The sequence below is a fragment of the Rhizobium leguminosarum genome (genome assembly GCF_010668065.1).
GTDB classification, from domain to species: Bacteria; Pseudomonadota; Alphaproteobacteria; order Rhizobiales; family Rhizobiaceae; genus Rhizobium; species Rhizobium leguminosarum_S.
In genome coordinates this window covers 47,531-66,473 of record NZ_WUEN01000014.1, presented here as the reverse complement: position 1 = coordinate 66,473, position 18,943 = coordinate 47,531, and the positions used below count along the sequence as shown (strand labels likewise).

Genomic DNA, 18,943 nt, shown 5'->3' with positions numbered 1-18,943 from the left:
CATGATCATGAAACGCAGCCTGTCCTTCTTCCGCTTCGCCCGATCCCGCGCCCGTCATCTCCTGTGCGACCGGTCGGCGGCTTCGGGTGTGGAATTCGCGCTGGTGTTGCCGATCCTGGTGATGCTCCTGTTCGGCACCGTCGATCTCGGCCATGCACTCACAGTCAGCCGAAAGATAGATGAGATCGCCTCTTCCACAGGCGATATGATTTCACAGCAGGGCTCCTGGACGAAATCCGATGTCGCCAAGCTTCTCTCCGGCGCCAGCTTCATCCTGCAGCCCTATGACACGACAGGGCTGACGATCACCCTCGCGGTGGACGATATCGCCAAGAGCGGCAGCGCGACGGTCAACTGGTCTGCAGCGCTCAACACCTCCACCCTTACCTCCGGCTCGGCGAGCACAATCGAGGTCCCTTCGGAGATCCAGGATGACGGCGTGCAGGTGGTGCTGACCCGGGTGCAGTACACATTGACGACGCCGGTCTCGGCGTTCTTTTCGAATTTCACCGGGCAGAATGGCTACAGCTTCGATCGCCATTACTTCAATCGCCCGAGGGTCGGCGACACGATCACTTACAACTAAGCCGGAGAACGAAGCCTTGTGGACGATAGCCCAGGCTCACTTGGGCAGCCTGACTATGCCGTATGGATTGAACTTGAACTCATCCGGTTCGTAAGTCGAATCGAAGGAGAGGCTTGCACGGCGCTCCTTGAGCGTCGGCTCGAGGCCCCGCCGCGCGATCTCGTCGGCAACCGCATCCATGATGGCGACGATCTGCCTTTCGCTGCCGGCCGTCTCAGGCACATAGACCTCCGGCAATCCGACGAGATGGAAACCGACGCTCTCCAGATACCCCGGAACCGATAGCGGCCGCTTCGCAAAGGCCAGTCGGCCGATCCGCTGCTGGGCCAGCGGGTCGGCGGCCTTTACCGCCTCGGCGCCTTGCCGGATCAGCTCTCTCCACCGGTCGAAGCCATGGGCAATGCCGGCGCTTTCGCCCTTTACCGCAACCGCTCCCGCACCGATCAGCCGTTCGACGAGGCGCAGCGCCAGCATCGAAACCTTCACCGTCTCCGCCTGTGGCATGCTCGGCCCAAGGACATAGAGGACCGATTGATGATCGGAGACGGCATCTTCGTCTGCCGGGCTCCACGCATCGGCTTCGACCCGATCCCAGCACACGGCGAATGACTGGCTCATACGGTCATCAGGCTCGGCCTGGGAATAGTCCTCGTCGATGCTGAAGCCCGTGGCGAAGTCACGGATTGCCTGCGATGCCGCATCGGACAAGGGGCTGAGGTCACGTCCCTTGCCGAGGAAACATAAGACATGCCGGGGCGTCACCGACGATTCCTCCGCCTCGGTTTGGATTGCCGTTTCGCCGGAGGCCGGGCTGATTTCCTTGGACGATGATGGTTTCCAACCGATCATCGCCGCGATGGACGCCAAGAGCGCGCGACGCAGGAGATTCAAGATCGATGCCTTCCGTTCTGTCGAATGTTCGCAGCCTCCTCGCCTTGTAACCGGATGAAATCCGAAACAAAAGCAGGATCAGGCATCCGCCAGCGCGCAAATAACGGCGTCATGCATCGGCGTATGGATTTCGCCGGGGCAGACGGCATTGACCCCGATCTTGTCGGGTGCATAGTCGCAGGCGAAGTTCTGGGTGAAGGCGGTAACCGCCGTCTTGCCGTTTGTAGGTGATGTGGTTCGGCACAGGGATGTCGCATTGGGCCCGCTGCGGGCTGCGGAGTAATCAAATGAAAATCGACAGTATCGGCTTCGTCGGCACCGGCGCGATTACCGAGGCCATGGTTCGCGGGCTTCTCACCGAGCCGGCCTATGCCTCCCAAATTCACGTGTCTCCACGAAGCGCTCACATCGCCGCGACGCTGGTCGACGAATTCGCCACTGTGAGAATTGCCAAGGACAACCAGGACGTCGTCGAGCGCAGCGACATGGTGTTCCTGGCAATACGGCCGCAGGTCGCCGAGGAGGTCGTGCGCGCGCTATCGTTCAGGGATAGCCAAATGGTCGTCAGCCTCGTTGCGGCGACGGAGCGCCAGGCCCTGTCCGAATGGATCGGCGCCGACGTGCATCTGGTGCAGGCGATCCCCCTGCCCTTCGTCGCAGGCCGGCAAGGCGTCACTGCCATCTATCCGCCGGATACCGCTGTCGCCGCGCTGTTCGACACGCTCGGAACGGCCGTTCAATGCCAGTCGAGGAAGGAATATGATCTTCTCGCGGCAGCGAGCGCAATGATGTCGACTTATTTCGGCATCATGGAGCAGGTTGCCGTCTGGCTGGAAAGAAGCGGCCTCGAAAAGGCGAAGGGACAGGCCTACATTGCCCCGCTCTTTGCAAGCCTCGCGCAGAAAGCAAACAGCCCCGGCAACGAACCGTTCAGCGCGCTGAGTCGCGAATTCGCGACCAAGGGCGGGCTGAACGAGCAGGTTTTCTCCGACTTCGAGAAGAAGGGCGGCCTTGCCGCGCTGACCGCCGCACTCGACGGGGTGCTTGCCCGCATCGAGGGCAAGAACTAGAAAGTCGGCGGCGTGCAGGCGCTGATGACCTCGCAGGGCACCGGTCCGACACAGCGGAAGCGGTGCGGGCGCCTGCTTTCGAAATAGTAGGCGTCACCCGCTGCAAGGATCCGCCGCTCGTCATCGACCGTCACCTCGAGCCTTCCCGAGAGCACGATCCCGCCCTCTTCCCCCTCGTGAACAAGGGGAACCTTTCCGGTATCGGCGCCCGGCTGGTAGCATTCCTTGAGGATTTGCAGGCTGCGCCCGAACAGGTTTTCCCCGACCTGCCTGTAGGAAATGGCGCCCTTGCCGATCTCCACCAGCTCCTCGGCCGCATAGAAGGCCTTCCTGGGACGCTCGGGCTCGAAGGCGAAGAACTCCGCCAGGCCGATGGGGATGCCGTCCAGGATTCGCTTCAAGGCCCCGACCGACGGGTTGGAGGCGTTCGATTCGATCAGCGAGATCGTCGAATTGGGCACTCCGGTGCGCTTGGCGAGCTCACGCTGGGAAAGCTTATGGGCGATGCGGAGATGGCGAAGACGGTTGCCGATATCGACTGACATGATGTGGTTCGTTTGTGTTGTCCAGAATATCCAAAATCATATCTTTCCATCCATTGAATTTCAATAGCTTGCACCGACAAAGAAAAGGACTTGTTTGAAAGGGAGAAATTGCCATTCTCGGCGCCACCCCAAAGGAGGCCAGGATGGACCAGCTCAGCAAAACGAACGCGCCCGTACTCGAAAATTTCTGGATGCCGTTCACCGCGAACCGGCAATTCAAGGCCACGCCGCGCCTTCTGGCAGCAGCCGAGGGAATGTACTACACCGACATCGACGGAAATCAGGTGCTTGACGGCACGGCCGGGCTCTGGTGCTGCAACGCCGGCCACGGCCGCAAGAAGATTGCCCAGGCCGTCGAGCGACAGCTTGCAACACTGGACTATGCGCCAACCTTTCAGATGGGGCATCCGATCGCCTTCGACTTCGCCTCGAAACTGGCTGCAAACGCGCCGGGCGGCCCGCAAGCCAAGCTCGACAGGATCTTCTTCACCGGCTCGGGCTCGGAATCGGTCGATACGGCGCTCAAGATCGCCATCGCCTATCAGCGGGCGATCGGCCAGGGCACTCGCACGCGGATCATCGGGCGTGAGAAGGGATATCATGGCGTTGGGTTCGGCGGCATTTCCGTCGGTGGTCTCGTCAACAACCGGCGGGTCTTCCCGCAAATACCGGCCGACCATATGCGCCATACGCTCGACATCGGGCGCAATGCATTTTCAAAGGGCCTTCCCGCTCACGGCGTGGAACTGGCGGACGATCTCGAGCGCCTGGTGCAACTGCACGGCGCCGAAACCATCGCCGCCGTCATCGTCGAGCCGATGTCGGGATCGGCAGGCGTGGTTCTGCCTGCGAACGGCTATCTGGAGAAGCTGCGCGCAACCGCCGACAAGCACGGGATTCTGCTGATCTTCGACGAGGTCATCACCGGCTTCGGCCGTCTCGGCACCCCTTTCGCAACCGACTACTTCGGCGTCGTGCCCGACCTGATCACCACGGCAAAAGGCATCACCAACGGCACGATCCCGATGGGCGCGGTCTTCGCCAGCCGCAAGGTCTATGACGGGCTGATGGTCGGACCTGATAATGCGATCGAACTCTTCCATGGCTACACCTATTCCGGCCATCCGGTCGCCTGCGCAGCCGGGCTCGCTACTCTGGAGATCTACGAGGAGGAAGGCCTGCTGACCCGCGCAGCCGATTTGGCCGCGTACTGGCAGGAGGCTCTCCATTCACTGAAAGGCCTGCCTCATGTCGTCGACATCCGCAATCTCGGACTGGTCGGCGCAGTCGAACTGGCTTCTCGTGACGGCGCGCCGGGAGCCCGCGCCTACGAAATCTTCGTCGACTGCTTCAACAAGGGCCTGCTGATCCGGGTGACCGGCGACATCATCGCCCTCTCCCCACCGCTCATTATCGAGAAAACCCAGATCGACACGATCGTCTCGACGCTCAGTGATGCCCTGAAGCGCGCCGCATAGGCCCGTTCCCGTCGGCGATCGGACGTCTGATCCATCGTCGACGGAGCCGTCAGGCACACCGAGATGGCTCTCAGCGCTTCAAGCTCTGTGATGGCAACTGGCCGAAGCGCTTCCTGTATTCCGCTGCAAAGCGCCCCAGATGCGTAAACCCCCATCTCAGCGCGACGTCGGCGATGCCTTGCTTGGCGTCAGACTCGAGCAAATCGCGATGGGCGGCAACCATCCGAAGTTCCTGCAGATAGGCCATCGGGGATGTACCCCTGAACTGCCGGAAACCCTGTTGCAACGTCCGAACGCTGACCTTTGCTGCCATCGCGATATCGTTGAGCGAAATCGGCTCGGCGATGTGTTCCTGCATGAAGTCGATGGCCCATTTCACATGGCGTGGGGCTGGCGCCGGAGCAGGGAGTGCAAGCTCGTTCGAATAGCGATTAGGACAGGTCTCCAGAAGCAGATAGATCGCCGCGTCGCAGAGCGAGTTGGCGGCCAGCGGCGACCGTTGCAACGGTCCGTTCCCACTGAGACCGCGATGGAGGCTCGAGACAAGTTGCTGCAATACCAGCCCCGGACCAGTCGTCAAATCGATGTGAGGATGAAAATCGATGTCGCCACTGATCGTTCGTTCGAACATATGCGTCAGGTGGCTAATGATCTTCGCCTGATCGACGAACAGGCCGAAATGACGGCGGGGCCCAAACAGGCGGGCACCCGCGGCACGACCTGCCTCAAGGATCGTACCACGAGCAGGAACGGAATAGATTTGCTCCCGCATGCCTTCGAAGGATGCGTTCCCTGCCATCGGTAGAAAAACGATCATCCTATCGCTGGGCGCCTCCCGCCTGATCAGGATTGTGCCTTCGTAGGTACAGTCGGCTACCGTTACCTCTTCTCCCACGGAGACGAAATTGCAGTGGTATGCAATCGGCATATTGCCTTCCGCCGCAACCTTGATCGGGGAGGTTGGCGTAGACAATATTTCCGAGAGTTCATCCGGGTCCGTTCCGCTGTGCGCCGTTTCCCGAAACAACATGCTCTGCACCGCCAGCTGTCGGGCGAGGCTGCCATCGTTTTGTATATGAGAATTAGCGGACATTCGTGACCTCGAAAGACGATGTACACAAGTGGTAATGGATTTGCGCAATCATGTTCATCCCTCCTTTAGTGTTGCCCCGGGGGCGGTTTCAGCCGTAGCGGCCGATTGCGAGATCCGTCACATCGATTTCCGGCTGGCCGCCGCCGACGAGATCGCCGATAAGCCGCGCCGAACCGGTGCTCATGGTCCAGCCGAGCGTGCCGTGACCGGTATTGAGAAAGAGGCCGGCGACCTTTGTCGGGCCGATGACCGGCGTGCCATCCGGCGTCATCGGGCGCAGGCCGGACCAGAAGGAGGCCTTGGAAATATCGCCGCCGGGGAAGAGATCGGTGACCGAATATTCCAGCGTGCTGCGGCGGGCCAGGCCGAGATCGTTGGTATAGCCTGAGATTTCAGCCATGCCGCCGACCCGGATGCGATCGCCGAGCCGGGTGATCGCGATCTTGTAGGTCTCGTCCATCACGGTCGATTCCGGCGCGCGTGACGCATCGGTGATCGGGATGGTGAGCGAATAGCCCTTGACGGGATAGACCGGCAGCCTGATGCCGAGCGGCGCGAGCAGCAGCGGCGAATAACTGCCGAGCGCGACCACCACCGCCTCCGCGCTCATCCGCTCACGATCGGTGATGACCCCGCGCACCCGGCCGGCCTCGACATCCAGCGCCTTGATCGTCGTCCCGTAAGCAAAACGGACACCGAGCGCCTCGGCTTTGGCCGCCAGCGCATTGGTGAACTTGAAGCAGTCGCCGGTTTCGTCCTTCGGCGTCAGCAGACCGCCGACAATCTTGTCGCGCACATGCTTCAGCGCTGGTTCGAAGCGGATGCAGCCATCCCGGTCCAGCACCTCATAGGGAATACCGTCGGCAGCCAGCGCCTTGACATCCTTTGCCGAGGCCTCGAGCTGCTGCTGCGTGCGAAACAGCTGCAGGGTTCCCTGCATGCGTTCATCATAGGCGATGCCGGTCTCGGCGCGAAGATCGGCCAGCGCGATGCGGCTGTAATCGGCAAGGCGCAGCATGCGGCTCTTGTTGATCGCGTAACGCTCGGAGGTGCAGTTCGACAGCATCCTGGCCATCCAGGAGAGCATGGCCATGTCGAGTTTCGGGCGCAGGATGAGCGGCGCATGTTTCATGAACAGCCACTTCATGGCCTTCATGGGAATGCCGGGCGCCGCCCATGGCGAGCAATAGCCGAAGGAGACTTCGCCGGCATTGGCAAAGCTGGTCTCCAGCGCCGGACCCGGCTGCCGGTCGACGACCGTGACCTCATGGCCGGCCTTGGCCAGCTGATAAGCGGATGTGACGCCGACGATGCCGGCTCCTAGAACGATGACCTTCATGATGTTCCCAATGATGGAGGCGCCGGCTCTTAGCGATATTGCCTGTCGTAACGATCGCCCAGGCCGGTTAGGATTTCGTAAGAAATGGTGCCGGCGTCGCGGGCGATATCCTCGAGCGTCTGATGGCGGCCAAGCACTTCGACGAGACTGCCGAAGGTCAGCGCGCCCTCGGGCAGTGCTGTGATGTCGACGGTCGTGCTGTCCATCGACACGCGGCCGACGATCGGCAGGCGGATGCCCTTGAAATAGACGGCGCCGCGGTCGCTGAGGCATCGCGGCAGGCCATCGGCATAGCCGGCGGCAATGGTGGCGAGACGGGTTTCCCGTTGCGTGACATGCGCGCCGCCATAGCCGACCTTCGCACCCGCCGGTACGGTGCGCGTCTGCACGACGGCGACATTGAGGCTGACGACCGGCTCCATCGGGTTCTTCTCGCCGGCGTTCGGAGCGCCGCCATAAAGCGCGATGCCGGGGCGGGCGAGTACGCCGTAATAGGCCTCGCCCAGGAAAACGCCGCCGGAATTGACGAAGGAAATGTCGAAGCCGGGAAATTCGTCGGCGATGCGGGACATCTCGGCAAACTGTTCGCCGTTCTGCTCGCTGCCCATGTCATCGGCCGAAGCCAGATGGCTCATGATGAACAGGATTTCGACATTGCTGCCATCGCGAAGAGCCGCCGCCAGCTCTGCTCGCTCTTCCCTGGGAAAACCGAGCCGCGACATGCCGGTGTCGAATTGCAGGACGGCCGGCAGGCAGCGCTTCAGAATGCGCGCGGCCGCCGACCACTGCCGCCACTGCGCCAGCGAATTGAGAACCGGGACAATGCCCATCTCGGCGCAGGCGATCTCGTTGCCCGGCTGCAAACCGTTCAGCACGAAAATCTGAGCGTCCTGAGCAAGGGCCGGCCGGAGCCTCAAGGCCTCGACAAATTGGGCGACGAAGAAATGCCTGCAACCTTCACCGTAGAGCGTTCTCGCCACCCGTTCGGCGCCGAGGCCATAGGCGTCGGCCTTGACGACGGCGCCGGCGCGGACCGGCGTCAGCATCGATACGAGCTTGCGATAGTTACGGCCAAGGGCGGCAAGATCGATTGTCAGATAGCCGGTGGCTCCCGGCGTGGTCGTCGCAATGCGTGTTCGGGAAACCAAAATATCGCTATCCATGTCCACCCCTTTTCGATCTCAGGTAGTTTATGAAATAATGAGCGAAATTGCCGACTATTCAGTAGTTGATTATTGCATGATCTGCCTATTATCCGCATAATCGATAAAAATTTGGAATGATCCACTATGCCTGCTCTCGACGCGATCGATCGCAATATTCTGAGACTGCTGCGCCTCGATGCCCGCATGAGCAATGCCAAGCTCGCCGCCGAGATCGGTCTCTCTCCCTCGGCCTGCCTCAGGCGCATCAAGATCATGGAAAAATCAGGCGTGATCCGCGGCTATACGGTGCTGGTCGACACCGGCAATGCGGATGAGATGATCGCCGTGATCATCAACATCACCCTCGAACGACAAACGGAGGACTATCTCGACCGCCTCGAGGCGGCGGTCCGCCGGCATCCCGAGATCCGGGAATGTTTTCTGATGACGGGCGGTTCCGACTATCTGCTGCGCGTGGAGGTCGCCAATGCGGGCGAGTTCGAGCGGATCCACAAAGAGATCCTGTCGACCTTGCCCGGTGTCCTCAGGATCCATTCCAGCTTCTCGATCCGCAATGTTCTGGCGACGCGCACGAGGGGCAGGCGCTGAACCGCGAACCACCCGCGCATCCAGCCAGATCGCACATGGCCAGCCTCGCTGTATCGTCAACTGCGCCGCTGGCGCAGATTGGAGAGCCCGCCTATCACTCGGATCCCGCGCTCCACTCGCGATAGGCGAGGTGGATCTTTGCTCCGATCGTCGTGAAAGGCTGAGGCGGCAATGCCGTCGGGGCAGCCAGGCGCGCGTAGACGCGGCCGAGTTCGGAATCATGTCCGAGCGCCAGCTCCGCCGCCGCGATCCCTGATGCTGTCGAGTTCGACGCTCCAAGGCCGTTGCAGCCGCATGCCGCGAATACGCCGCGCTCGATCTCGCCGAATGCCGGCACATGATTGCGTGTGAGCGCCATCGCGCCGGCCCAGCGATACTGCATCCCGACGCCGCCAAGGGTGGGGAAGCGTTTGGAGAACTTGCCGTCGTGGAGGCGGCCGGCCCGCTGGATCGCGGCGTCGCTGACTGCGATGCTCGGATTATAGCTGTAGCGCGAGCGCACCAGGATTCGGTCGCCGGCGCCGGTGCTGATGCGGCGGACGGTCGTTCCCATCGGCAGGGCGGGCGTGGCGGCCCACTTCTGTTCTCCACTGAGGCGCGAGGGGTCGAACACCTCGGTGAGGGAGGCGTAGGTGAAGATATGGAGCAGGCGCCCACGGAAGAAGCCGAAGCTTTCCGCATGTCCGTTGTTTGCCATGATGATCTTCGCCGCCTGCACGGACCCCTGCGGCGTCTTGACCAGCCAACCCGTACCGGAGCGCTCGAACGAGAGCGCCGGCGTCTGCTCGTAAAGGGTGACAGGCTCCTTCAGACAGTCGGCGACCGCGCGTATGTAGGCGGCGGGCTGCACGATGACCGTGCCGGGCGTGAACAGACCGGAGGTGTAGACCGGCGATCCCGTCACGGCGCCGATCTCCCCGGCGCTCAGGAGCCGATGATCTTCGCCCATTTTCGTAAGCTGCTGCGCATAGTCATCGAGGTGCTTGTCGCCTTCCGCGCTGATGGCGACGCTGTATCGGCCACAGGGATCGAACACCTCCTTGCCCCAGCCGTTTTCGGTCGCCATCTCGGTCGCCAGAGCGATGGCCGAGCGCTGAATGAGCACGAATTGCCTGAACCTGGCCTCCGACTCTCCGCTGAAATCGTCGGACGAGACCTCGTGCGGCAGGTCGATGATGAAGCCCGAATTCGCGCCCGCCGGCCCCTCGCCAACGATACCCGCTTCAAGGACGGCGACCCGCGCGGTCGGGTCCAGGCGTGAGATGCGCCGGGCCGCGGAAAGCCCCGCGAAACCACCGCCGATGATCGCGACATCCGCAATGACAGGTCCGTTCAGCGCGGGCTGTGGCGTGCGCGGCGCAAGTGTGGCTACCCAGCCCGAAACGCCTGCGCGTCTCGGAAGCCTGGATGCAACGAAGACGCTCCTCGATGCCTGGGTCACGTCAGATCGCTTCTCGCTCTATGAGCGTTTCGAGGGAGCGCCGGATGGCCGGAAGCTTTTCTGGGGTAAGCTCACGCAGCGGTTTTCGCGGAACGCCGGCGCCGTAGCCCACCAGATCTGCCGCCGCATAGACGGACTGGACGTAATCGCCTTCCCAGATCAGCCCCATCGACGGCTCCAAGATTTTCCAGAGCGCGCGAGCCTCGTCCCACCTGTGCTCAGTGGCGGCCTCGACGAGGGCGACGCAGGTTTTCGGAGCGAAGTTCGCCCCACCCCAGATCAGGCCGTCGCATCCGGCATAGAGCGCGTAGGGAACGAGAGGGTCAGCGCCGTTCATGACGAAACGGCCGGTGCGGATAAGTGCTGCCTGCTTTCCAAGATCGCCGCCACTGTCCTTGACGGCACAGAAGCCGGGGATTTCGCTCAGCCTGTCGAGAAGTTCGGGCGTGACGGCGACGCCGATCGCCTGAGGAACGTTGTAGCCGATCACCGGAAGACCGGCCTTCGCAACCTCGCTGTAGAAATCGACGATGCCCTGGTCGTCGGTCGGTCCTTCGAAGAAGGGCGGAAGAACCATGACGCCTTCGGCGCCGGCGTCGCGCGCGCGGATGGTACGCTCGACGACGTCTTCCACGAGGAGAGCGGACGTCTGCGCAATCACCTTTGCCCGTCCGTTGACGATCCGCGCTCCGCGCCGGATCAGTTCCTCGGATTCCTCCTTGGAAAGGTAGACGTGCATGCCGGTGCCGGAACTGAACAGGAAGCTCTTGACGCCTGCTGAGAGGTAACGTTCGACATTATATTCGAGCCTGCCGTAGTCGATGCGTCCGGCATCGTCGAACGGCGTTGTGATCGCAAGATTCAGTCCTGGAAACTGGAAGTCAGACATTCGTTTGGTGTCCCGCGTTAGGCTTCTGAAAGGTCGAGCCGAAGGGTCCTACAGGCTCGGCGTCTCCAGACCCTCTGGGGCCGCGTACATGGCCATGTTTCGTCGTGAAAGCTCGAGGTGAAGCCGCGCCAGTTCTCCGGCTGCGTCGGGATTGCGTTTCCCGATGGCATCGATCATCTCGTCATGTTGTTGCGTGGCGAGCTCGAGGTCTTCCTGCATGCGAGGCGTGTTCGGGTGCTTGTAGAAGACCTTGCCGATGCGTGCGTGATCGATCTGCAGTCGCCGCAAGCTCGGAACCAGATAGATGTTGTGCGCCATCTCGCCGATCTGGCGGTGGAACTGGTCGTTGTAGAAGACGCGCCCCTCGACGTCGCAATTGTCGACGGCCTTTCGAAACGACTGCTGCATCTGCTTGAGCACGTCGAGCTGCCCGCGCGTTCCATTCTCGGCCGCCAGCTTGTTGGCGGTGATGTAGATCATCGGCGCAAGAAGGAAGAAGTCGCGCAGCGACTGGTAGCTCATCGAACTGACACGCGCCGCCCGGTTGGCTTCCAGCTCGATATAGCCTTCGCCAGCCATCTGCCGCATCAACTCGCGAACCGGCGGGCGGGATAATCCAAACTCCTCGCTCAGCGCCACCTCGTCCAACACCGCACCCGGCGGCAGTTCCATCGTCAGGATGCGTCTGCGGAGCGTAAGGCTCAGATTCGTTTTGCGATCGGGGTTGCCGATCTCGGAGACAATGTCATCGTCCATCTCATAATCCTTTTGAAAGACATTATGTAGACATAAGATAGACGTCAAGAATTTCCTGAGAGTCCGGAATCGAATCCGCTCGCTCGGTCAGGAACAAAGCAGGTTCGGCTCAGGAAAGGTTGCTGCCTTAACGGCGCAGCCAATGCTGCGTCGGCAAGTCGACCGGCGACCTCTGGTCGCTCATCGACCCACCGGGGCAAGAGGTATGACGTCAGCGACACGCTCTAAAAGGTCAGTTGCACCTTGCAGGCAGCCGCGCGATCGCCGGCGAGGGTGAAGGCGGCGGTGGCTTCTTCGAGCGGCAGGCTGTGGCTGATGATCGGCCGCACATCGATCTTGCGACTGGAGATCAGCTCGACGGCAGTACCGAACTCCTCGTGGAAGCGCTGCGTTCCGTGGAGTTGAAGCTCCTTGCCGACGATGGCGTTGAGAGGGATCGGGACATCTCCCGTGACGCCGACCTGCACGATCGTTCCGCGCGGCCTGATGGCGGCAATCGCGCCGCGGATGGCCGGAGCGGCGGCCGAGCATTCGAAGACGAGATCGAAATAGCCCTTTCCCGCCTCGTATTCCGCAAGTGCCTGGGCATTCTTGGAAACATTGATCGTGCGGCTGGCGCCCATCGCTTTGGCCCTGTCCAGCGCCGCATCCGCGAGATCGGTCACCACGATCTCGCTTGCGCCATGATAGGAGGCGACGGCAACCATCAGGGCGCCGATCGGGCCGGCTCCGGTGACCAGCACGCGTTTGCCCGTGATATCTCCTGTGCGCGATGCCGCGTGCAGGCAGACGGAGAGCGGCTCGCTGCAGGCCGCTTCCGCAGCAGTTGTCGCAACCCCGACCGCAAAGCACTGCTTGGCCGGCACCACCAGCCATTCCCGGAACATGCCCTGCTCATGCGGCAGACGCATCGCACTGCCCATGAAGCGCATTTCCAGGCAGTGGATCGGCATGTTTTTCTGACAATATTCGCAATGCCCGCAGGGTTGGCTGGGATTGACCGCCACCAGCGTGCCGGCCTTCAGATCGACGCCCTCGCCTGTTTGGCTTACGGTTCCCGAGGCCTCGTGGCCGGGTATGATCGGCTCGCGAACCCTGACCGGCCCGAAGCCGCCGTCCTGATAATAATGCAGGTCGGAGCCGCAAATCCCTGCGGCCGCCATTTTGAGAAGCACCTCGCCGGGACCGGGGGCCGCAACCGCGGCGATCTCGATCCTGAGGTCGCCCTTTTGGTAAAGCCGTGCCACACGTGTCCGCATCTTCCGCTCCTATCTCAGCAGCCCGAGTTGCTCCGGCAGCCACAGCGATATGGCGGGCACGAAGGTGATCAGGATCAGCGCCAGGAAGAGCGGCACCAACCAGGGCAGGATCGCCATGGTCGTGCGTTCGACGGAGAGTTTCGCAACCCTCGACAGCACGAAAAGCACCATGCCGAGCGGTGGGTGCAACAGGCCGATCATCAGGTTCAGCGTCATGATGAGACCGAACTGGACGGGATCGATCCCGAACTTCAGGACGATCGGCAGAAGGATCGGCACGAGGATGGTGATGGCCGCAATCGTATCCAGGAAGCAGCCGACGAAGAGCATCAGCAGGTTCACGAGGATCAGGAAAACCCATTTATTGTCGGTGATCGACAGGATCGCATCGGACAGCAGCTGGGCTGCCTGGCTCACCGTCAGCAGCCAGGCGAAAACCGATGCCGCGGTGACGATGAAGAGAACGGATGCCGTCGTCTCGATCGTATCGAAGCTTGCCTTGGCGAGCGTCGAGGGCGTCATCGTGCGGTAGCGCACCAGACCGAGGAACAGAGACCAGAGGACGGCCGCGACGGCGGCCTCCGTCGGTGTGAACCAGCCCATCGTCATGCCGCCGATCAGGATGACGGGCGTCATCAGCGCCATGACGGCGGAAAAGCGGAAATACCAGTCGAGCGCAAGAAGCAGGGCAAGGGCAATGCCCGCCGCAACATTCATTGATACGCCCGCCTGCATCAGCAGATAGATGGCCAGCGGCACCGCCAGGACGACGACGATTTCCATCCCCGCCGACAGCAGCTGCCTCACATCGAACGGCGCGTCCGAGCCCCAGCGCTTCTTATAGGCAAAAGCGGCGACGGTGATCATCATCAAGAGCGTCATGACGATGCCGGGCAGGATGCCCGCCATGAAAAGAGCGCCGATCGAGACGTTTGCCATCATGCCGTAGATCACGAAAGGCAGCGATGGAGGGAAGATCGGGCCAAGCGTTGCCGAAGCCGCCGTCACGCCGACCGCGGCCTCGACCGGATAGCCGTGATCCTTCATCGCCTTGATCTCGATCGTGCCGATACCCGCTGCGTCGGCAAGCGCTGTGCCGGACATGCCGGAGAAGATCACCGAACCGATGATGTTGACTTGCGCGAGACCGCCCTTCATCCAGCCGACGAGAGCGACGGCAAAGGAATAGATGCGGCCGGTGACGCCGGCCGAGTTCATCAGGTTGCCCGCGAGGATGAAGAACGGCACGGCGAGCAGCGGGAAGCTTTCGACGCCGGCGATCATGCGCTGGGCGACAATGATGTCGGGCGCAACGCCGTAAAGGACGATGTAGAGCACGGATGCGACGGCCATCGAGATGGCAACGGGCACCCCGACCAGCATCAGCACCAGAAACGAGCCAAGAAGCAGTAGCATCAGATCAACCCTCGATGGTCTGGAATTCTTCGGGACGCTCCAGAACGGAGTAGCCGCGGCGCATGTTGGCGATGAAGACGACGATCGCGCGGATCAGCATCAGCACGAAGGCGACGAGAACGGAGTAGAAGACGATGTTTCGCGGCAGGTCGATGGTGACCATCTGTTCGTCCGCGACGATGTCGACGTAACGCCACATCAGATGGCAGCCATAGGCGAAGAAGCCGATGCGAACGATATCGACGAAAGTGGCGAGCACGCGCGCCAGACCTGCCGGCATATAGTGATAGAACACATCCACCTGGATATGCCGCGAGGTGCGCACGCACATGACGGAACCGAGAAAGACGACCCCGATCAGGCAGTTGATCGCAATCTCCTCGGTCCATGCGTAGCTGTCGTTCAGCACATAGCGCGTGAAGAACTGCAGGAAGACGCAACCCGCCATCAGCCAGAAAACGATCAGCGTGATCCAGTCTTCGATGGCATAATCCGAAACGTTTGCGGTCGGCGCGTGCCCTTCGAACTCGTGACCGATTTCTTCGGCCGTGATTTGCGTATGAATTTCTTGCGACATGATCGGCTCTGTTCCAGTTGGGGAAGAAGGGCGCGGCGTGTGGGGCGCGTGCCCTTCGTGTCGACATCGTCTTGCGCTCGGCGGGCGCCTGCCCCCTCATCCGGGTGCCGCCACCTTCTCCCCGTAAACGGGGCGAAGGGGATATGCCGCGACCTTTCCGTCCCACGCACGCCTCGCTGGGCACGTCCCCTCGCCCCGCGGGCGGGGAGAGGGTTAGGGTGAGGGGCAACCGTAATTGCCAGGCTTTACTGGATCGCGCGGATTGCTTCCCAATCGGCTTTCTCGTAGCCGAAATCCTCGAACTTGACGTTTTCCATCACGGTCTTTTCGAAATCGGCCTTGTCGACCTCGGCGACGTTAAGACCCTTTTCCTTGAAGGTCGCAATGAGGCTGTTTTCCTTGCCGGCGATCGTCTTGCTCGTGCGCTCGGCGGCCTCCTGCATGACCTCGCCGAAGATTTTCTTGTCCTCGTCTGAAAGGCTCGCCCACCGTGTCTTCGAGACCACGGTGTTGAGGTGATCGACGATGTGGCCGGTGAGGATGATGTTCTTCTGGACTTCGTAGAACTTCTTCGCCTCGATTGTCGTCAGCGGGTTTTCCTGTGCCTCGACCGTGCCGTTCTGCAAAGCGAGATAGACTTCGGCAAAGGCGATCGGCGTGGTGTTGGCACCGCATGCGCGCGGCATGGCGAGATAGGCCGGAACGTCAGGCACCCGGATCTTCAAGCCCTGCATATCGGCGCATTTGGCAATTGGCTTGTTTGATGTCGTATGGCGCGTGCCGTAATAGCTGACGGCAGCGATGTGATTGCCGGTCTTGTCTTCATAGCCTTTGGCAAGACGCTTGAAGACATCGCTCTTGGTGTAGGCGATCAGGTGATCGGGACCGCGGAAGATATAGGGGAAGTAAGTCACGCCGATCGGCTTGTAGTCGCGGGCCGCAAAGCTCGATCCCGAGATGATGATGTCGACGGTCCCGAGCTTGAGGCCCTGGTTGATGTCGGCTTCCTTGCCGAGCTGCGATGCCGGATAGACCTCGATCTTGTAACGCCCGTCGGTGCGCTTGTTGATCTCTTCTGCGGCCCAGACGGAATCCGTGTGGAACGGCTCTGACGTTTCATAGACATGTGCCCACTTCAGCACTGTCTGGGCCTGCGCGATCGCGCTGCTCGCCATGATCGCGGCTGCAGTGCAAAGTATCGTTGCCAGTCTGCTTTTCATTGCTCTCTCCTCCCGAGCTTGGGTTAAGTCTTGGCAGTTCCTTTCGACGGCCGCTTGGTGCGTCCGCGCTCCTCTTCCCCCGAGAACTCCTCCCCGAAGCTCTCGGAAAACCTCTTCTGCGACATGGTGAGATGGGCGCGCATGGCCGCCTTGGCGCCGGCTGCATCGCCGGCGGCGATCGCGTCGCGAATGGCGCGATGTTCGTCCAGGGCGCTGCGCCATGTTGTCGGCCCCTCGAAGTGGCTGGCGAGCCTTGCGAAATAAGGGGTCATGCGCATGTCGAACATCTCGCCCGTCACGCGGATCAATGTTGCATTCCCAATGATGGCGGCAATGCCGGTGTGGAAGGCGCGATCGGCATCGAGCACTGCGATCGCATCGTTGACCACACCACCCATGCGCGTCAGAGCTTCATCGAGCAGAGCGATATCGTCCGGTTTGGCGCGGCCTGCAGCTTCTTCGGCGATGGCGCATTCGATGAGGGCGCGCGCCTGCAGCAGCTCGAACGGGCCCTCCACCGGCTCTCGTTCGGCCCCAGTGACGGTCGCAGCATGCTGGCGCACCACATAGATGCCGGATCCCATGCGGATGTTGACGAGGCCTTCGACCTCCAGGACGATCAGCGCCTCGCGGACTGTTGGGCGTGAGACCGACAGTTGATCCGCCAGGTCGCGCTCGGCCGGCAGCCGCTGGCCGACGGCAAGCTCGCCGCTGGCGATCATCAAGCGAATCTGATCGGCGACCTGTCGGTAAAGACGGCGTGATTCAACAGGCGAAAACATCGTGGCCTCCCCGGCGAGCTCTCCTCAAGCGCGCAGACTGGTCAACTGGCCTGACCAATTAATCTACAGTTATCACCCCAGTGATTGTGCGTCAATCCGCCGCATAAACTTGGAAGGAGGGTAGCATAGACCGAGCCGGGCACGCAAAAAACCCGAGCGGGGGTTTCCTTTGTCCCTTGCGCGACCCTCCCCTCTCTCTACATTTTTTATTGCGGCATGAAGGCAGCGACGGACCTACGGAGCCTTTGCGAGGACGACAAAATGGTGTCGTTTCTCGTGGAGCAAGATTTCATCCACAAAGCGAAGCTGTGTTCCGATCAGGTGAAAACAATTCGGCGGGAGGCCCTGTGGCACAACCTGGAATGCATCGATGGGCACGGCGAATCATTTCCTTATAGGAAGGTAGCCGAAAGCTGCCCTCTGAGACGGAAACGGGCTGGTTCCGTGCTCGATCACTTTTTCATCAGGGTTTCCATGACATCGGAGCCGAGAACCTTTTCGAGGGCTTTCACCCCGTTCTTGGGCAGTCTCGATAGGCCGCTGACGATGCCCTCTTTCCAGGCATCCCCGCGATCCCATGCTTCCTCCCAAGCATCCGCCAGCTCGCTGTCGTGGCGCGTCTCCACGAGGGCTTGGAAGAGCAACGAGGCCTGCGTCAAGTCTTTGTCCGCCTTTACGCGCCCTAGAGTGTCTGTGCCCCTTCTTGAGGACACGATGAGCTTGTGGACGGCATATCTCTCGGGAGCGGGAACGAGGACGTTTACGCCTTCGCGGAAGAGAAGCAACGTTCGGACAGGTTCATAGATCAGGTAATCCAAGAACCGCAGGTTTTCCGCCGACGCGCCACCAAGGGCGGGCATAGGAGACGGCTTGCCCGTGTATTCGTCCGATCCCCGGTTTCCGGTCAGGAACTCCACTCGGTAGCCCTTGGCATTTTGGAATACCTCCACCTTCGCTTTGTCCGCCTGGTGCAGTACCGGCCGAAACTCGGGATCGACTGACTGCAGGACCTCTAGCACGGGCGGCAAACTGTCTCCAACCCCGGCTGAAATCGCAAAGTCCTGCGCGAAATCCGCATCGCCAGTCTGCATTGCCGACGAGGGTAGCCGGACCCCTAGCATTCCTGCATAGGTGCTGAAAGCCACCGACCCGATCAGGACTGCACGGAGACGGAACAATCCGGCGTCAGCAAGCGCCTTCGTCACGTCGCCCGCGAAGGCGTCGGGACCCGGAAGGCCAGCACGGCGCAGCGTGCTAACCATGCGTCTCCGCTCCCGGATATTGTCTTTGATCTGCTTGTGAGCTTTCACCCGCTCCGTGATCGCCTCGTCGCTCGCGGGGCCGACATAGCTTCGCTTGTCCTTGCCCTCGGGAGTAGGGAGATCGAAATACCAATAGTCGCGATCTTTGACGGTCACAGTCACAAACCATCCCTCCAAGGGGAAGTCTGCCGCGAATTGGGCATCGAGCGTCCGCTGCGCCAACTCCGCGAACATCGTCCGATAACTGATGTCGATCTCTTTCATCATTGGCATCTCCTTCGCGAGCGCGGCGGCCCTGGGCGTCAACTTCGGCCATCGCCTCTTCGAAGCGCTCCCGCCTTCTGCGAAGCAAGTCGTCTTCGCTCATCTCACACACGCAGTTATAAGTCCCTGCCAAAACCTTATAATGCCCTTTGTCGCTGTCAGGTTATAAGTCTCTGCCAAGAACTTATAACCAGGGCGCACTCATGTCGGCCGACATAAAAACCCTGCCGAAATGAACTGACCCCCGAAAGTTGGACATCCGACCTCAGGGGTTTCACTACAGCCCTATCGTTCAAGCAGTGCGTCGTTGAGTTTTACGGC

Annotated in this window: 18 protein-coding genes and 1 pseudogene; 4 read left to right on the top strand and 15 right to left on the bottom strand. The window is 61.3% G+C overall.

The annotated features are described in order from the left end of the window. Position 1 precedes the first annotated feature (1 nt). A complete protein-coding gene (locus GR198_RS29130; RefSeq protein ID WP_164069989.1) occupies positions 2-586 on the top strand; it encodes a TadE/TadG family type IV pilus assembly protein in 585 nt (194 codons plus the stop codon). Positions 587-622: 36 nt separating this feature from the next. Here GR198_RS29130 and GR198_RS29125 read toward each other — a convergent pair whose 3' ends face one another. Both GR198_RS29125 and GR198_RS29120 read right to left on the bottom strand, forming a co-directional pair. Then, positions 623-1,477 carry a hypothetical protein gene (locus GR198_RS29125; RefSeq protein WP_164069987.1) on the bottom strand — a complete coding sequence of 285 codons (855 nt, stop codon included), beginning with the start codon at positions 1,475-1,477 and terminating at the stop codon, positions 623-625. A 105-nt stretch (positions 1,478-1,582) separates the two neighbouring features. Continuing rightward, positions 1,583-1,724, bottom strand: a pseudogene (locus GR198_RS29120) (SDR family oxidoreductase); the annotation flags it as partial. Positions 1,725-1,764: 40 nt separating this feature from the next. On the opposite strand from GR198_RS29120, the gene GR198_RS29115 reads away from it, so the two are divergent. Next, entirely contained in the window at positions 1,765-2,547 is a 783-nt protein-coding gene (locus tag GR198_RS29115; protein WP_164069985.1) for a pyrroline-5-carboxylate reductase, read from the top strand. Here GR198_RS29115 and GR198_RS29110 read toward each other — a convergent pair. Continuing rightward, positions 2,544-3,092: a cupin domain-containing protein gene (locus GR198_RS29110; protein WP_164069984.1), complete on the bottom strand. Its 549-nt coding sequence runs from the start codon at positions 3,090-3,092 to the stop codon at positions 2,544-2,546. The genes GR198_RS29115 and GR198_RS29110 overlap by 4 nt on opposite strands. 143 nt (positions 3,093-3,235) lie before the next feature. Between GR198_RS29110 and GR198_RS29105 the strand changes: the two genes are divergently transcribed. Further along, a complete protein-coding gene (locus GR198_RS29105) occupies positions 3,236-4,570 on the top strand; it encodes an aspartate aminotransferase family protein (protein ID WP_164069982.1) in 1,335 nt (444 codons plus the stop codon). 70 nt (positions 4,571-4,640) lie between these two features. Here GR198_RS29105 and GR198_RS29100 read toward each other — a convergent pair whose 3' ends face one another. From GR198_RS29100 to alr, 3 genes are all read right to left on the bottom strand, one after another. Then, entirely contained in the window at positions 4,641-5,663 is a 1,023-nt protein-coding gene (locus tag GR198_RS29100; RefSeq protein WP_164069980.1) for a helix-turn-helix transcriptional regulator, read from the bottom strand. An 88-nt stretch (positions 5,664-5,751) separates the two neighbouring features. Further along, positions 5,752-7,002: a D-amino acid dehydrogenase gene (locus GR198_RS29095; protein ID WP_164069978.1), complete on the bottom strand. Its 1,251-nt coding sequence runs from the start codon at positions 7,000-7,002 to the stop codon at positions 5,752-5,754. Between the two features lie 29 nt (positions 7,003-7,031). After that, a complete protein-coding gene (alr, locus tag GR198_RS29090) occupies positions 7,032-8,165 on the bottom strand; it encodes an alanine racemase (RefSeq protein ID WP_164069976.1) in 1,134 nt (377 codons plus the stop codon). 126 nt (positions 8,166-8,291) lie between these two features. On the opposite strand from alr, the gene GR198_RS29085 reads away from it, so the two are divergent. Further along, the gene (locus tag GR198_RS29085; RefSeq protein ID WP_003550368.1) at positions 8,292-8,756 is read left to right on the top strand and encodes an Lrp/AsnC family transcriptional regulator; all 465 of its coding nucleotides are present in this window, start codon (positions 8,292-8,294) and stop codon (positions 8,754-8,756) included. Positions 8,757-8,850: 94 nt separating this feature from the next. On the opposite strand, the gene GR198_RS29080 is transcribed toward GR198_RS29085, so the two are convergent. From GR198_RS29080 to GR198_RS29040, 9 genes are all read right to left on the bottom strand, one after another. Further along, positions 8,851-10,197, bottom strand: coding sequence for an NAD(P)/FAD-dependent oxidoreductase (locus tag GR198_RS29080; protein WP_164069974.1), 1,347 nt, complete (start codon positions 10,195-10,197; stop codon positions 8,851-8,853). Position 10,198: 1 nt separating this feature from the next. Further along, positions 10,199-11,086, bottom strand: a complete 888-nt coding sequence (locus tag GR198_RS29075) for a dihydrodipicolinate synthase family protein (protein WP_164069972.1) — start codon at positions 11,084-11,086, stop codon at positions 10,199-10,201. Between the two features lie 48 nt (positions 11,087-11,134). Next, entirely contained in the window at positions 11,135-11,842 is a 708-nt protein-coding gene (locus tag GR198_RS29070) for a GntR family transcriptional regulator (protein WP_164069971.1), read from the bottom strand. Between the two features lie 224 nt (positions 11,843-12,066). After that, the gene (locus GR198_RS29065; RefSeq protein ID WP_164069969.1) at positions 12,067-13,101 is read right to left on the bottom strand and encodes an L-idonate 5-dehydrogenase; all 1,035 of its coding nucleotides are present in this window, start codon (positions 13,099-13,101) and stop codon (positions 12,067-12,069) included. A gap of 9 nt (positions 13,102-13,110) precedes the next feature. After that, on the bottom strand, positions 13,111-14,517 hold the full coding sequence (locus tag GR198_RS29060; RefSeq protein WP_164069967.1) for a TRAP transporter large permease: 1,407 nt from the start codon (positions 14,515-14,517) through the stop codon (positions 13,111-13,113). 4 nt (positions 14,518-14,521) lie between these two features. Beyond that, on the bottom strand, positions 14,522-15,094 hold the full coding sequence (locus GR198_RS29055) for a TRAP transporter small permease (RefSeq protein WP_017957291.1): 573 nt from the start codon (positions 15,092-15,094) through the stop codon (positions 14,522-14,524). A 245-nt stretch (positions 15,095-15,339) separates the two neighbouring features. Then, entirely contained in the window at positions 15,340-16,314 is a 975-nt protein-coding gene (locus GR198_RS29050) for a sialic acid TRAP transporter substrate-binding protein SiaP (RefSeq protein WP_094087986.1), read from the bottom strand. Between the two features lie 23 nt (positions 16,315-16,337). Further along, on the bottom strand, positions 16,338-17,096 hold the full coding sequence (locus GR198_RS29045; RefSeq protein WP_164069965.1) for a FadR/GntR family transcriptional regulator: 759 nt from the start codon (positions 17,094-17,096) through the stop codon (positions 16,338-16,340). Between the two features lie 452 nt (positions 17,097-17,548). After that, entirely contained in the window at positions 17,549-18,625 is a 1,077-nt protein-coding gene (locus GR198_RS29040; protein WP_164069964.1) for a nucleotidyltransferase family protein, read from the bottom strand. Positions 18,626-18,943: the final 318 nt, after the last annotated feature.